The sequence below is a fragment of the Rhizobium centroccidentale genome, from assembly GCF_030182565.1.
Classification (GTDB): Bacteria; Pseudomonadota; Alphaproteobacteria; order Rhizobiales; family Rhizobiaceae; genus Rhizobium.
On sequence record NZ_JAQJCG010000003.1, the window covers coordinates 297,155 to 311,523 of the forward strand.

Sequence of the window (14,369 nt, forward strand, 5' to 3'; positions counted from 1 at the left end):
GTGAATATGAGGATGTTGGTGACAGTGAATTTTCGATTGCTCGCAGTGGCGATGTGCATCGCTTCCTTGCCGATGACGGCCCGCGCCGAGTGGCAGGCGGTCGAGAAGGTCAAGACCTATGCGATTACCGGAACCTCGGGGCGCGAGCTTTACGACTCCATCGGGGAGCGCGGCCCCTTGCTCGGACCCAAGGTGAGGGCGATTGCACATACCGATTTCAAGCTGACCTGGACACGCAAATACGAGCCGCAGCCGGATGGTGCCTGCATGATCACGGCCAACGTACCGAAACTGATCATCACCTACACATTGCCGAAACCTTCGGCGCAATTGCCGCCATCGATCCGCAAAAGCTGGCAGAAGTTCATCGCCGGGGTCGAGGCGCATGAGCGTGTGCATGGTGGGTTCATCAAGGATATGGTCAAAGAGATCGAAGCTGTGAGCGTTGGCTTCTCCATCCCGGACGACCCGAAATGCAGCAAAATTCGCGTGGAGCTGACGAAGCGGCTCGGTGAGATTTCCAACAAGGAACGGCGGCGCAATAGTGACTTCGATAAGGTCGAATTCAGCGATGGCGGTAATCTCCAGCAGCTCGTTTTGAAGCTGGTCAAGGAAGAATAGCCTTGAGAAACGCAGCCAGCCGCGCGTGACCGGCTGCGTCTATTTAATCAAGCCTTAGCGGCCCTTCTGTTTCCGCCATTCCGCGAACTTCTGTTTCGGCGCGTCGCTGGTCGCCGGATAGAGGCCGATGATGGTCGCGCCATTCATGACTTCTTCGGTGACGAAATCCTCATAGGCCGTCATTTCCACGGTCTCTGTGGCAATCTCGTCGGCGAGATGCGCCGGGATGACGATGACGCCCTCATTGTCGCCGACGAGAACGTCACCGGGAAACACCGCGACATCGCCACAGCCGATCGGACCGTTGATTTCGATCGCCTGATGCAGCGTCAGGTTCGTCGGCGCCGATGGGCGGTGATGATAGGAGGGAATATCGAGGGCGGCGATTTCCGGGCTGTCGCGGAAGCCGCCATCGGTGACGACGCCGGCCACGCCACGCACCTGCAGCCGCGAGACAAGAATGGAGCCGGCCGAAGCGGCGCGCGCATCCTTGCGGCTATCCATGACCAGTACGAAACCGGGAGGGCATTGCTCGACGGCGGCGCGTTGCGGATGCTCGGGGTTGCGGAAGACTTCCAACGTGTTCAGGTCCTCGCGCGCCGGAATGTAGCGTAGCGTGAAAGCCTGGCCGACCATGTTTGCCTTCTTCGACGAAAGAGGGCGCACATCCTGAATGAACTGGTTGCGCAAGCCGCGCCGGAAAAGCGCGGTGGCGATCGTCGGTGTTGCGACGCCCATCAGCTTGTCGCGCGTCTCGTTGCTCAGCACATAATTGCTCATGCGATATATTCCTCGTGATTAGTAGATGTCGGGTTCGCCCGGCGTCGGGCCGAAGCTGTTTTCCAGGAAATCGAAATCGCAGCCGGTATCGGCCTGCGCCACATGGCGCGAGAACATCCAGCCATAGCCGCGGCCGAATTTTTCCGCCGGCTTGACCCAGGCATCGCGACGGCGCTGCAATTCGTCTCCGTCAACGAGCATGTCGATGCGCCGTGCCTCGAGATCGAGGCGGACGATATCGCCGTTGCGCAAAAGGGCCAGCGGTCCACCGACATGCGATTCCGGCGAGACGTGCAGGATGCAGGCGCCGTAGCTGGTGCCGCTCATGCGGGCGTCGGAGAGGCGGAGCATATCTCTGTGCCCCTTCTTGAGCAGCGCCTTCGGGATCGGCAGCATGCCCCATTCCGGCATGCCTGGGCCACCCTGCGGGCCGGCGCCGCGCAGCACCATGACGTGATCGGGCGTGATGTCGAGATTTTCATCGTCAACCGCCGCCTTCATCTCCGGATAGCTGTCGAAGACGAGTGCCGGTCCCTGATGCTTGTGAAAGCGCGGATCGCAGGCGGCGGGCTTGATGACGGCGCCGGTCGGCGCAAGATTGCCCTTCAGCACCGCAAGCGACCCCTCGTGATAGACCGGATTGTCGAGCGAACGGATCACGTCGTCATTGTAGCATTTCGCACCTTCCAGCGTTTCGCCGAGGGTGATGCCGGATACGGTGAGCGCCGAGAGGTCGAGCTTGGAAGATAGCTTCGCCATCAGCGCCCGCAGGCCGCCGGCATAATAGAAATCCTCCATCAGATAGGCCTTACCTGTTGGCCTGATATTGGCGAGCACCGGCGTCGTGCGTCCGGCCTTGTCGAGATCGTCGAGCGAGAGATTGGTGCCGGCGCGGCGTGCCATGGCAATCAGATGGACGACGGCATTGGTGGAACAGCCCGTCGCCATCGCCACCGCCACGGCATTGTTGACGGCGGCTTGCGTGACGATTTTAGAGGGAACGAGATCTTCCCACACCATCTCGACGATACGCCGGCCGACGGCCGACGACATGCGGATATGATTGGCGTCCGGCGCGGGAATCGAGCTTGCGCCGGGCAGCGTTAGCCCCAGTGCCTCCGCGATCGCCGTCATCGTGCTTGCCGTACCCATGGTCATGCAATGACCATAGGAGCGCGCGATGCCGGCCTCGACATCGACCCATTCCTTCTCCGAGATGGTGCCGGCGCGGCGCTCGTCCCAGAATTTCCAGGCGTCGGATCCGGACCCCAGATATTCGCCGCGGTAATTGCCGCGTAGCATCGGGCCGGCCGGCAGATAGATCATCGGCAGGCCCATGGAGAGCGCGCCCATGACAAGACCCGGCGTGGTCTTGTCACAGCCGCCCATCAGGACGGCACCGTCGACCGGATGCGAGCGCAAAAGCTCTTCGGCCTCCATCGCGAGCATGTTGCGATAGAGCATGGTCGTCGGCTTCACGTAGCTTTCCGACAGCGACAGCGCCGGTAGCTCCAGCGGAAAGCCACCGGCCTGCAGAATACCGCGTTTCACGTCTTCCACGCGATGCTTGAAATGTGCGTGGCACGGATTGGCATCGGACCAGGTGTTGAGGATGGCGATGACGGGCTTATCCGTCCATTCCTCCGGCGCATAGCCCATCTGCATGGTGCGCGAGCGGTGCCCCGAGCTTCTCAGGTCATCCGGGGCGAACCATCTGGCGCTGCGTAAATCCTGGGGCTTCTTCCTGCTGTTCATTGTAGTTGCGCCTTGTATTCGAATGTTGGTCGAAGGGATAAAAGCGTGCGCCGCGTCATTCCTTCATGCCCCATTTTAGCAGGGTGCGGCGTTCGATCGTTTGGAAAACCAGGTTTTCGACAATAAGCCCGATGACGATCACAGTCAGCAGGCCGGCAAAGACCGAGGGGATGTCGAGAAGATTGCGGTTCTCGAAGATGAACCAGCCGAGGCCGCCCTGGCCGGAGGAGACGCCAAAGACGAGCTCGGCTGCGATCAGCGTGCGCCAGGAGAAGGCCCAGCCGATCTTCAGGCCCGTGAGGATCGACGGGAAGGCGGCGGGGATCAGGATGCGGAAGACATAGGAAAGTCCCGTCAGCCCATAATTGGCGCCGACCATGCGCAAGGTGCGGGAGACGCCGAGGAAGCCGGCATGCGTGTTGAGCGCGACGGCCCATAGGACGGAATGTATGAGCACGAAGATGAGGCTTGCCGGTCCGAGCCCGAACCAGATGAGGGCGAGCGGCAGCAGCGAGATGGCCGGCAGCGGATTGAACATCGCCGTCATGGTTTCGAGGAAATCAGTGCCGATGCGGGTGTTGATCGCAACAACCGTCAGGACGGCGGCGAGCGCTGTTCCCGAGATGTAACCGGTCACCAGGATCTTCAGCGTGGTCCAGATGCGAGCCGGCAGGACGCCATCGGCGAACCGGTCGTAAAGCGCCGTCAGCGTGTCGCTCAGCGTCGGGAACAGCAGCGGATTGTCGAGATGCCGGGCATAGGTCTCCCATATGACGGCGAGGATAACGATCAGCAATGACTTGCGGAACAGGCCCGACTGCCAGAGGAGTTCCATCGTGCCGAGCTTTTGCTCGACGGCTGCGATGTGGCCGGCGACTTCCGTTGTCTGTGGAGCAAGGATGATCTGTGGCGCGCTCATGGTTTACTCCCTGTGTCCCTGCTCGGCAAACAGCATGTGATGGATCTCCTGTTCCAGCTTGGCGGCAGCAGCGGGATCGTCACGGACGGCTTCCACCTCGCGCACTTCGGCCTTGACCCGACCGGGATGCGGCGACAGCAGCAGGATGCGATTGGAGATCTTGATCGCCTCGGCGATTGAATGGGTGACGAAGATGACGGTGAAGCGCGTGTCTTCCCAGAGCTGTAGGAGTTCGTCCTGCATCTGTCGGCGGGTGAGGGCATCGAGCGCGGCGAAAGGCTCGTCCATCAGCAGGATATCGGGCTGCATCGCCATGCCGCGGGCAATGGCGACACGCTGCTTCATGCCGCCTGACAGCATGTGCGGGTAAGTGTCGACCGCGCGGGTGAGCTTGACCTTGTCGATATAATCGCGGGCGATGGCCTCGGCTTCGCCGCGCGGCAGGCGGCGGGCCGTCGTCAGCGGGAACATGACGTTTTCCAGGACCGTCTTCCAGGGCAGCAATTGGTCGAATTCCTGAAAGACCATCATGCGGTCGGCGCCGGGTCTCCTGACCGGTTGCCCCTTGATTTCGATGCGGCCCGTCGTCGGTGTCATATAGCCGCCGATTGCCTTCAGCAGCGTCGATTTTCCGCAGCCTGAGGGGCCGAGGAGGACGAAGCGATCGGACTGGGCAACGGAGAAGCTGACATTTTCCGTCGCGGTGATCAGCAGGTTCGGCGTCTTGTAGCGAAGCGTTACCCTGTCGACATTCAAGAGCGGTTTTGCGGTCATTGTTTCCGTCATCGGCATGTCAGTACGCGTTTTTGCCTGAAGCATGGACCTTCTCCGTGAGGTGGCTTGAAGGCGGCATTCGCGCCGCCCGCAGGCCTCAGTTGCCATTGAGATCGGCGGCTTCCGGCAGGTAATAGTCGGTCCAGGCCTTGGGCATGGTCTTCAGCGTACCGATCTTGTGGAGGTGCGCCGCGAACTTCATGGTTCCCTGTGGATCCATGCGGAACTCCATCATGTGCGGCTCGTTCAGGATCGCCAAAAGATCCTCGACGCTGGTCTTGTCGCCGCTGACGGTCTTGTAGGCTTCCACGGCCGGTTTCGGATCCTTCTTGATGAAGTCGATTGCTTCAGCCGTCGCCTCGCGCACGGCCTTGATGATCGTCGGGTTGGCGCTTGCGAACTGCGTCGTGGTGAAGAAGGTGCCTTGCGTCAGCTCACCGCCGATGATGTCGCGAGAATCGATGACTTTGTGAACGCCCGGCTGCTTCAGCTCCAAATATTGGAAGGGCGGGGCGGAGAAGTGGTTTTTGACTTCATGGGTCTGGTTGGCGAGCGCTGCCATCGCATCGGGGTGGCCAAGCTGCACCGTATTGGCGTCGAACTTGTGTACCTGGTCGTCGCCATACATTTGCGCGGCGGCCATCTGTAAGAGGATTGCCTGCGTGGAGACGCCGACCGTCGGCACGGCGATCTTGTCGTTCGGTTGAATATCCTTAAGCGACTGGATGCGCGGGTCGCGCGAAACCATGATGACAGGTTGGGCCGAATTGGTGACGATCCCCTTGACCTTGCCTCGGGTGCGGTCCCAAAGCAGCAGCAGATTGCCGGTGCCGGTATTGACGATGTCGACGTTGCCGGACAGCAGCGCGTCGGTCTGCGCGCCGCCACCGCTGAAGGTCCGCCATTCCACTTTGACGCCCTGAAGGCCATCGGCGGCCGCATGCTTCTCGATCAGCTTCTGCGTCTCCATCACATGGCTGGCGAGATAAAGAATGCCCGGCTGGCGCGTGATCGAAATATCGGTCTTTTCGGCCGCACCGGCCGAAAAGTTGCCTGCGACCACCATGCCGACCGCGGTCAGACAGCGAAGAAATCCTCTCATTTGCTCCTCCCGATTGGTCCAACAAAAACGAAGTTGGCTTGGATCAACTAAAGCACTAATGTATCAGTGCATCAAGCCATGAACTGTGTTTAATGAGCAAACGCTCTCGATCAGAAAGGCCGCCAGTGAAGCTCAACCCGAAAGAATTCGCGCTCGATCGCTCCCGCCAAGTTGGGCCTCAGATTCTCGAGATCCTGCGATCGCGCATTCTTTCGATGAGCCTGCCGCCAACGACGGTCTTGTCGCGCATCTCGCTGCAAAGCGAATTCAATGTCAGCCAGACGCCCGTGCGCGATGCCCTGATCCGGCTTGAGGAGGAGGGGTTGGTGGAGGTGTATCCGCAATATGCGACGGTCGTTGCGAGGATCGATATCCGCAACGCGACCGAGGCACATTTCCTGCGATTGTCGATCGAACTGGAGGCTGTTCGCAGGCTGGCTGCGGATTCGCCTGCGGAAACCGCAGCAATCCTCGAAGGCATCCTGGCTCGACAGAAGCATGTGGTGTCACAGGAAACCTATGATCTCTTCGATATGCTCGACAAGGATTTCCATCGCGTTCTCTATGAGCGTGCCGGCATTCTCGGCCTATGGTCGACGGTTCGGCGCCAGAGCGTGCATCTCGACCGGCTGCGCATGCTCAACCTGCCGATGCCCGGCAAGCTTGAGCAGATCATTGTCGATCATCAAGCCGTGGTCGATGCTATCAGCTCGGCCGATGCGGAGGCTGCCGTCGCTGCTTTGCGCCGGCATTTGTCGGGCACCTTGTCGATCGTCGATCTCATTTGCGAACAGTATCCAGACTATGTGAGCCGCTAGGCCCGAAATTTGCGTGGCTGCCTTGTAGGGTTGCAGCGGCACCAACAAGGATCGATGCCGCCGGCAATCTAACAGCCGCCAAAACTCATCGAGCGCATCATGACAATGATGGCCTGAGGGTTTATATTTTCGCTTCACCACTTAGGGAGGTGATATTGGAAGCGCCCAATAGCCTTGTCATTGATCTCCTGGTTTTTTTGAAAGCTGGTCCGCGACCTTATCGCGAGGTCATGGATGCGTGGTGGACGAGCTGTCCCCGATTGCCCATCTGGGAGGATGCAATGGATCTTGGTCTCGTTGAGCGGGAGCAAGGTTTTATCGTGCTGACCGATGCGGGAAGAAACCTGGTGGAATCTCGTCAGTAAAGATCGCTATTTCCACGATTGATTCGATACGCTTCATTTTGCCAGTAGATGTGGAGCGCGCCAGCACCCGCATTGGCTTGCGCCTCGCTTCATGCGACAAAGTCCCAGGGAAACAATTCATGGAGTTCGCTTGACCATCGGGCTTGCGCATGCGGAGCTGATTGCGGTTCTGACGGCCGTTACGGGTAGTGATCCGAGGGTAATGACGGTGCGGTCGGGCGATGCTTTGCCATCCGGCCCGTTTGAGCTCGGACATCGCACGCTGCAAAGCGGATTGCGCGAATGGGTTCAGGAGCAAACGGCCCATCCTGTCGGCTATCTGGAACAGCTTTATACCTTTGCCGATCGCGATCGAAACAATGATATTCTCGGCGGTCGCACGATTTCCATCAGCTATCTGGGGCTGGTGCGCGAGCAAGCGGCACCCGGCGGCGGGATGCCGGGGTGGCATGGCTGGTACGAATATCTTCCCTGGGAGGATCATCGAGATGGCCGGCCGCCGATCCTCGACGATATCGCCGCTCGGCTCACATCCTGGATCGGCGAGGACGCGATGCGCAGCGGCCAGCGCCGCCGCCGCGTCGACTTCGACTTCGGGCTGAATGGTGCGGCATGGAACGAGGATCTCGTCCTGCAGCGCTATGAACTGCTCTACGAAGCACGTCTCGTCACCGAGGCGGGTTGCGATCTCAAGCATAATTTCGGCCGATCGATGTTTGCCGATCATCGCCGCATCCTTGCGACCGGCATGGCGCGGCTTAGGGCCAAGATCAAATATCGGCCCGTCGTCTTCGAACTCATGCCCGAAAATTTTACGCTGCTGCAATTGCAGAAAACCGTCGAGGCGTTGGCAGGGCTGACATTGCACAAGCAGAATTTCCGCCGGCTGATCGAGCAGCAGGAACTGGTCGAGGAAACCGGCGGCACTGAAAGCGAGACCGGCGGCCGTCCGGCCAAGCTCTTCCGCTTCCGCCGCGCAGTCCTCGAGGAACGAGAATTCGCCGGAACGAAATTACCACTCTCCCGCAATTGACATATGCTCACATCGAGAATATCTATTTGCTCACGATATACTCAAAATGAGTATAATAAGGAGCCGGCCATGAATCTTCCCGTATCCGCATCCTCTCTTTACGACCGTGTCAGCCGCGTCATCCCGAAAGCCGAATGGCTGACGTTTCAAGATGACGTTGAGGCGATCCTCGAATTGAAACGGCGGCACAATGCCGTCATTCTCGCGCACAACTATCAGACGCCGGAAATCTTCCATGGCGTTGCCGATATCGTCGGCGACAGCCTCGCGCTCGCCCGCAAGGCCGTGGAGGTCGATGCCAATATAATCGTGCTGGCCGGCGTGCATTTCATGGCGGAGACCGCCAAGTTGCTGAACCCAGAAAAGACGGTTCTGATCCCCGACATGGAAGCCGGATGCTCCCTCGCGGAATCGATCACGCCGGAGGACATCGCGCTGCTGCGTCAGGCCCATCCCGGCGTTCCGGTCGTCACCTACGTCAATACGTCGGCGGCCGTGAAGGCTGCCTCCGACATCTGCTGCACCTCGGGCAATGCGCGGCAAGTGGTGGAGTCGCTCGGCGTGCCGAAGGTGCTGATGCTTCCGGACGAATATCTGGCCCGCAATGTCGCGCGCGAAACCAATGTCGAGCTCATCGCCTGGCATGGGCATTGCGAAGTCCACGAACTCTTCACCGCGGACGATATACGCCAACTCCGTGAGAATTATCCCGGCGTGACGGTGCTTGCGCATCCGGAATGCCCGCCCGATGTCGTCGAGGCGGCGGACTTTGCCGGCTCGACTGCCGTCATGTCCGACTATGTCGGCAAGAAGCGCCCGTCGCGCGTCGTTCTCCTGACCGAATGTTCGATGAGCGATAATGTCGCCGTGCATCATCCGGATGTCGAGTTCATCCGACCCTGCAATCTCTGCCCGCACATGAAGCGCATCACGCTTGGCAATATCCGCAAGGCCCTGGAAGAGGGGCAGCATGAGGTGACGGTCGACCCGGCGATTGCGGCCGATGCCCGTCGGGCGGTTGAAAGGATGCTGGCGATATGAGCGAAATCCTCGAAGAACTTGGCGGCCGCATCGTCGTTGTCGGCAGCGGCCTTGCCGGATTGATGACGGCGCTGACACTGGCGCCCGAGCAGACCGTGATCGTCACCCGTGCTTTGATCGGCGCGGAAACGTCGAGCGCCTGGGCGCAGGGGGGTATCGCCGCCAGCATCGGCAAGGGCGATAGTGCCGCCCTGCATCTCGCAGATACGCTTGCCGCCGGTGACGGGCTCTGCGACGCAAAGGTCGCGGCAAGGATTGTCGCCGAAGCACCTGCCGCCATCGCGGCGCTGGAGCGCTTCGGCGTCGAGTTCGACCGCAACGATGCCGGCGAATTGTCCCTCGGCCTCGAAGCTGCACATTCGTTTCGGCGTATCGTGCATTCCAAGGGCGACGGTTCGGGGGCCGCCATCGTCCGCGCGCTTGCCGAGGCGGTTGCCCGTACCCCATCGATCACGGTGCTCGAGGGTTATCAGACGCAGCGACTGTTGCTGGATGGCGATCGTGTCGCCGGCCTTCTGTGCCTCACCGGCAAGGGCAGTGTCGTTCTACAGTCATCGCGCATCGTTCTCGCTACGGGCGGGATCGGCGGGCTGTTCGATGCCACGACCAACCCGGTCGGCAATTTCGGACAGGGAATTGCGCTTGCGGCAAGGGCGGGCGCGCGGCTTGCCGATATGGAGTTCGTCCAATTCCATCCGACGGCGCTCGACAGCCGCAGGCGCCCGCTGGCGCTTGTCAGCGAAGCCGTCCGCGGCGAAGGCGCGCTCCTCGTCAATGAAAGCGGCGAGCGCTTCATGGCAGGCGTTGAGGGTGCCGAGCTTGCGCCGCGCGATGTGGTCGCGCGCGCCATTAGCGCGCAAATTGCCCGCGGCGGTCGGGTTTTTCTCGATGCGCGAGCTGCGCTCGGCAATCGCTTTGGCAGCCGCTTTCCGGTGATCGAAGCCCTTTGCAACGAGGCAGGCGTCGATCCGGCGAGCGATCTCATCCCGGTGCGTCCGGCCGTTCACTACCACATGGGCGGCGTTGCCACCGACGAGAACGGCCGCAGTTCGGTTCCCGGCCTATGGGTGGTAGGCGAGGCGGCTTCCACCGGCCTGCACGGCGCCAACCGTCTTGCCAGCAATTCTCTGCTCGAGGCTGCGGTTATGGGCATGCGGGCAGCGCACGATATTGCAAGTAGCGATGGGTGCCCTGCAAGCTTGCCGAAACATTTCCCGGAGGCATTCGTGCCAGACCCGGCGGCCGTCCGGCCGATCGTCTCGCGCCATCTCGGCGTGCTGCGCAATGCCGGCGCCATTCATGGCGCCATTGCCGCCCTCCTGCCGCTTTGCGAGAATGAAAGCACGGCAACTGACCCTGCGCTGGTGGCCTTGCTGATCGCCGTCTTCGCAAGTCTCCGGATGGAATCGCGCGGCGCCCATGCCCGCACGGATTTTCCGCTGAAACTGCAACATGCGCAGCGCCGCATGATGCACCTGTCCGACGCCCTGGATATCGCCCGGTCCGTCGTCCCTTATTCGATGGCAAGGAGTGCCTGATATGCCGCTTGCTCCCCTCCCGCGCCTGATCGTCGAGCCGCTGGTGCGCAATGCGCTGGTCGAGGATCTCGGCCTTGCCGGCGATGTCACATCCACGGCCGTCATCCCGGCGGAACATCGGTCCCGCGTTGCTATGGTCACCCGCCAGCCGGGCGTGGTCGCGGGCCTCGATGCTTCCGAGCTGGCCTTCCAGCTCGTGGATCCGACTATCGCCATGACCCGTCACGTGCCTGATGGTACGAAGGTAGAAGCAGGCGATGTCATCGCGACGATCGAAGGACCGTCTCGCGGCCTGCTAACAGCAGAGCGTACCGCGCTCAATTTCCTTGGCCATCTCTCCGGTATTGCCTCCGTGACCGGCAGCATCGTCGAGGCGATCGCCGGCACGAAGGCATCGATCGTCTGCACGCGCAAGACGACGCCGGGCCTCAGGGCGCTGGAAAAATACGCAGTTCGCGCCGGCGGCGGCATGAACCATCGCTTCGCGCTTTATGACGCCGTGTTGATCAAGGACAATCACGTCGCCATTGCCGGCGGCATCACTGAAGCCATCCGCCGAGCCAAAGCCGGCGTCGGTCATATGGTCAAGATCGAGGTCGAGGTGGATACGCTGGCGCAGCTTCGCGAAGCGATGCAGGAAGGTATCGACGCCGTGCTGCTCGACAACATGACGCCGGATCAACTGCGAGCCGCTGTCGACATCGTCGGCGGACGCTCGATCACCGAAGCCTCCGGCCGCATCACGCCGGCGACGGCTGCCGCAATCGCCGCCTCCGGCGTCGATCTCATCTCCGTCGGCTGGCTGACGCATAGCGCGCCGACGCTCGATATCGGGCTGGACTGGAAGGCGGCGGTCTGAGGCAGGGCGAGGTTCCGCATTTTGGAAGGCCGGGAACGCGAGGTTACCGGCCCTCCAGCTTCCAGTTGGTCATTCACTTCGTCAATGCGGATTGCACATCGGTCAACGCAAAATCATCTCCGACATAGAGCAGAGGGGCTGAATGTCGTTTGGCAAGGGCATAGGCAAAGCAATCACCGAAATTCAGGCCGCCTCGCGTACCAAAGCCGTATTCCACACGCGCCTTCATTGCGGCACGCGCGAGGTTTTCGTCTATCGAGGCAATCTCGATGCGGAACTCGGTTAAAAACTCGTCCAGATCGGCAATCGCTTCGCGCCGGTCTCCCTCTGTGACCCTGCCCGCCATGACTGTTCCGGCCTCGACGTAATTCACAGCCGATATGAGACGCTGAGCGTCCGTCTGGAGGGCCACCATGCAGTCTGCAGCTTCCGCCTCCTCGAACATGATCGCAATGATGGCAGACGCATCAACGATCATCATCGGCGGAAATCGAGTTCTTCAGCTGTGTCGCCGACCGCTTCATCCCATTCCTGTTTCGTGACGGGTCGCCGATCGTAGCGGTCGGCGCGCCCGCGAACGAAAGCTTTCATGCGCGCAATATAGTCGCCCTGCGCGTCCTGTTCGGCACGTAGCCGCTCAAGCCGCTCGCGCATGGCTTGGGTAATGGCGTCGGTCATGGTTTCGCCGGTCAGTCGGGACAATTCCCGCGCCAGCCGATCTGCTTCTTCGGTCTTGATGCTCAACGCCATGGTCGCTATCTTTCTAGATGATTGATCTAGATACCACGTATGCATCGCTTCTTCAATGGAAAAGGGTCCGGATCAAGTTGAGTCCGGTCATTCTGATGCGACCAAGCCACTACCCCGCTTTCACACCACGACCGGCACCTGCGCGCCGTCCATGCTGATCACGACGCCGGTGACGTAGCTTGCTTTGGCCGAACTCAGGAAAGCGACGACATTGGCGATGTCGGCAGGATCGGCCATGCGGCCGATCGGGATGCGCTTAAGGGCATCGGCTAGCGCTTCCTCTTCGGTCGAGCCTGAGATCTTCGCCGCCGCCTTCAGGCCTTCAGCAACGCGATCCGTCTCGGTGAGGCCGGGATTGAGGCCGACGACACGCACGCCCTTGCCGGCATAGGCATTGGCGAGCCCGACGCTTGCGAGCATCAGGGCGGCATTGGCTGATCCGCCGGCCAGATGGACAGAGGAGGCGATCTTGCCACCGTTGCCGATGATATTGATGACGGCACCCGTACCGCGCGCACCCATGCGTTTGATGACGGGATCGATCACGTTAATGTAGGAAAAATATTTCGCATCCATCGCAGCCCGCCAGATGGTAGGCGTCAGCTCATCCGCCGGCGTGCGGGCCGCGGCACCCGCGCTGTTGACGAGGATATCGATCGGGCCGACATCGGACTCGACCTTGTTCACCACGGCAAGTGCCTGCTCGTCGGAGATCAGATCGGCGGCATAGCCACGCGCACCCGAAAGTCTGGAGAGGGCGGCATCGATATTAGCTTGCGAGCGCGAACAGATCGCAATGCGTGCGCCTTCCTGCAGGAAAAGTTCAGCACAGGCATAGCCTATGCCCTTCGAGCCGCCCGTGATCAGAACGACTTTATCCTTGAGGCCAAGGTCCATGGAGTGTCTCCGGAATGATTTGCTTGGATTGCCAAGCTACGTCTCGAAATCACCACCGTACAGGGTCGCGGTCGTCACAGCTTGATTACCGGATCACGATCTTATGAAAGACGCTTGGCCTTCAGCACGGAAACGGCCGTCTCGCTGTTATGGACATAATCATTGGCATCGGGCTGACGCTGCACCAGGAGAATGAACAGCAGGTCGGTCAGCATCAGCTGTGCATCGCGGGCGGTGATCGCCGAGGAGCGGACGCGATCCTCGTCGCCGACGGTATGGAGGCAGATATCGGCGACGCGGGCAAGCGGGTTGTCTTGCAGTCCGGTGACGGCAATGACCGTCGCCTGGCGCTGGCTTGCCAGCTCGGCGATCCGCAGCGTCTCGATGCTGGCGCCGGAATAGGACAGTGCAAAGAGCAGGTCGTCAGGCCCAAGCGTCGATGCATTGGCCATCTGCACATGGCTGTCGCTGTCGTGCAGCACGTTGCGGCCGAGCTTCATCAGCTTGTAGGAAAAGTCGCGCGCGACCAGCGATGAGGCGCCGACGCCTGCCAGATGGATGCGCCGAGCATCATGAAGCGCCTCGAGCGCTTTTTCGATATCGGCTTCGTTGTTGACTGAGATCGTCTGCTGCATGGCCTGCATCTTGCTGCCGAGCAGCTTCTGCAGGATCGTGAGATAGCCGTCGCCCACTTCGATAGTGCCGTGGATCATGCCGGCCGGCGCCTGCCATTCCTGCGCTTTCGCCTCGCTGACGGCGAGCTTCAGCTCTTGATAGCCGGCATAGCCGAGCTTCTGGCTGAATTTCACGACGCTCGACTGGCTGCGGCCCGTTTCGACAGCAAGCGCGGCGGAAGAAAGGCGCAGCATCTGGTCGGGATTGTCGATGATGAACTGGCCGATCTGGCGATCGGCGGGGGCCATGGTTTCGAGCTGCGCGCTGATTTTCCTTAAGATCGACATTTGTCCCTTCGAGCCATCAAGGCTGCTTTACGCCCGACACGAGCGCACCGAAAATAGCATCCGGTTCTAGCTCGGCAATCTCGCTTCGTGCGATCGGACATTATCACAGCAAGTTGGAATAAAAAATTCCAAATCTGGTTGACACTCTGGAATGG

At 60.7% G+C, this 14,369-nt stretch carries 16 protein-coding genes; 7 read left to right on the top strand and 9 right to left on the bottom strand.

Translation table 11 applies throughout. The features are described from left to right. Positions 1–12 precede the first annotated feature (12 nt). The gene (locus PH562_RS05265; protein ID WP_285171893.1) at positions 13–621 is read left to right on the top strand and encodes a DUF922 domain-containing Zn-dependent protease; all 609 of its coding nucleotides are present in this window, start codon (positions 13–15) and stop codon (positions 619–621) included. A gap of 54 nt (positions 622–675) precedes the next feature. Here the strand turns inward: PH562_RS05265 and PH562_RS05270 are convergent, their stop codons facing one another. The 5 genes from PH562_RS05270 to PH562_RS05290 are packed head-to-tail and all read right to left on the bottom strand — an operon-like array spanning position 676 to position 5,951. Beyond that, complete coding sequence (locus tag PH562_RS05270) at positions 676–1,401, bottom strand: ribonuclease activity regulator RraA (RefSeq protein ID WP_285171894.1); 726 nt, start codon at positions 1,399–1,401, stop codon at positions 676–678. A gap of 18 nt (positions 1,402–1,419) precedes the next feature. Next, complete coding sequence (gene araD, locus PH562_RS05275; protein WP_285171895.1) at positions 1,420–3,156, bottom strand: L-arabinonate dehydratase; 1,737 nt, start codon at positions 3,154–3,156, stop codon at positions 1,420–1,422. Positions 3,157–3,211: 55 nt separating this feature from the next. Next, a complete protein-coding gene (locus PH562_RS05280) occupies positions 3,212–4,075 on the bottom strand; it encodes an ABC transporter permease (protein ID WP_285171896.1) in 864 nt (287 codons plus the stop codon). A gap of 3 nt (positions 4,076–4,078) precedes the next feature. Further along, the gene (locus PH562_RS05285) at positions 4,079–4,894 is read right to left on the bottom strand and encodes an ABC transporter ATP-binding protein (protein ID WP_285171897.1); all 816 of its coding nucleotides are present in this window, start codon (positions 4,892–4,894) and stop codon (positions 4,079–4,081) included. A 52-nt stretch (positions 4,895–4,946) separates the two neighbouring features. Next, a complete protein-coding gene (locus PH562_RS05290) occupies positions 4,947–5,951 on the bottom strand; it encodes an ABC transporter substrate-binding protein (RefSeq protein WP_285171898.1) in 1,005 nt (334 codons plus the stop codon). Positions 5,952–6,076: 125 nt separating this feature from the next. Here PH562_RS05290 and PH562_RS05295 point away from each other — a divergent pair, with 125 nt between their 5' ends. The 6 genes from PH562_RS05295 (at position 6,077) to nadC (ending at position 11,605) form a co-directional block, all read left to right on the top strand. After that, positions 6,077–6,769: a GntR family transcriptional regulator gene (locus PH562_RS05295; RefSeq protein WP_285171899.1), complete on the top strand. Its 693-nt coding sequence runs from the start codon at positions 6,077–6,079 to the stop codon at positions 6,767–6,769. Positions 6,770–6,924: 155 nt separating this feature from the next. After that, positions 6,925–7,134, top strand: coding sequence for a hypothetical protein (locus PH562_RS05300; RefSeq protein WP_285171900.1), 210 nt, complete (start codon positions 6,925–6,927; stop codon positions 7,132–7,134). 130 nt (positions 7,135–7,264) lie between these two features. After that, positions 7,265–8,167, top strand: coding sequence for an NUDIX hydrolase (locus tag PH562_RS05305; protein WP_285171901.1), 903 nt, complete (start codon positions 7,265–7,267; stop codon positions 8,165–8,167). Between the two features lie 69 nt (positions 8,168–8,236). Next, positions 8,237–9,208, top strand: coding sequence for a quinolinate synthase NadA (gene nadA / locus PH562_RS05310; RefSeq protein ID WP_285171902.1), 972 nt, complete (start codon positions 8,237–8,239; stop codon positions 9,206–9,208). Then, the gene (locus tag PH562_RS05315; protein ID WP_285171903.1) at positions 9,205–10,746 is read left to right on the top strand and encodes an L-aspartate oxidase; all 1,542 of its coding nucleotides are present in this window, start codon (positions 9,205–9,207) and stop codon (positions 10,744–10,746) included. Before nadA ends, PH562_RS05315 begins: the two co-directional genes overlap by 4 nt. A gap of 1 nt (position 10,747) precedes the next feature. Continuing rightward, entirely contained in the window at positions 10,748–11,605 is an 858-nt protein-coding gene (gene nadC / locus PH562_RS05320; RefSeq protein WP_285171904.1) for a carboxylating nicotinate-nucleotide diphosphorylase, read from the top strand. Positions 11,606–11,678: 73 nt separating this feature from the next. On the opposite strand, the gene PH562_RS05325 is transcribed toward nadC, so the two are convergent. The 4 genes from PH562_RS05325 to PH562_RS05340 all read right to left on the bottom strand — a co-directional run bounded on the left by PH562_RS05325 (position 11,679) and on the right by PH562_RS05340 (position 14,214). Beyond that, positions 11,679–12,086 carry a type II toxin-antitoxin system VapC family toxin gene (locus PH562_RS05325; protein WP_285171905.1) on the bottom strand — a complete coding sequence of 136 codons (408 nt, stop codon included), beginning with the start codon at positions 12,084–12,086 and terminating at the stop codon, positions 11,679–11,681. Then, on the bottom strand, positions 12,083–12,355 hold the full coding sequence (locus tag PH562_RS05330) for a type II toxin-antitoxin system VapB family antitoxin (protein WP_113231033.1): 273 nt from the start codon (positions 12,353–12,355) through the stop codon (positions 12,083–12,085). The genes PH562_RS05325 and PH562_RS05330 overlap by 4 nt, the downstream gene beginning before the upstream one ends. 120 nt (positions 12,356–12,475) lie before the next feature. Continuing rightward, the gene (locus PH562_RS05335) at positions 12,476–13,252 is read right to left on the bottom strand and encodes an SDR family oxidoreductase (RefSeq protein ID WP_285171906.1); all 777 of its coding nucleotides are present in this window, start codon (positions 13,250–13,252) and stop codon (positions 12,476–12,478) included. A 101-nt stretch (positions 13,253–13,353) separates the two neighbouring features. After that, positions 13,354–14,214, bottom strand: a complete 861-nt coding sequence (locus PH562_RS05340; RefSeq protein ID WP_285171907.1) for a MurR/RpiR family transcriptional regulator — start codon at positions 14,212–14,214, stop codon at positions 13,354–13,356. Between the last annotated feature and the right edge of the window lie 155 nt (positions 14,215–14,369).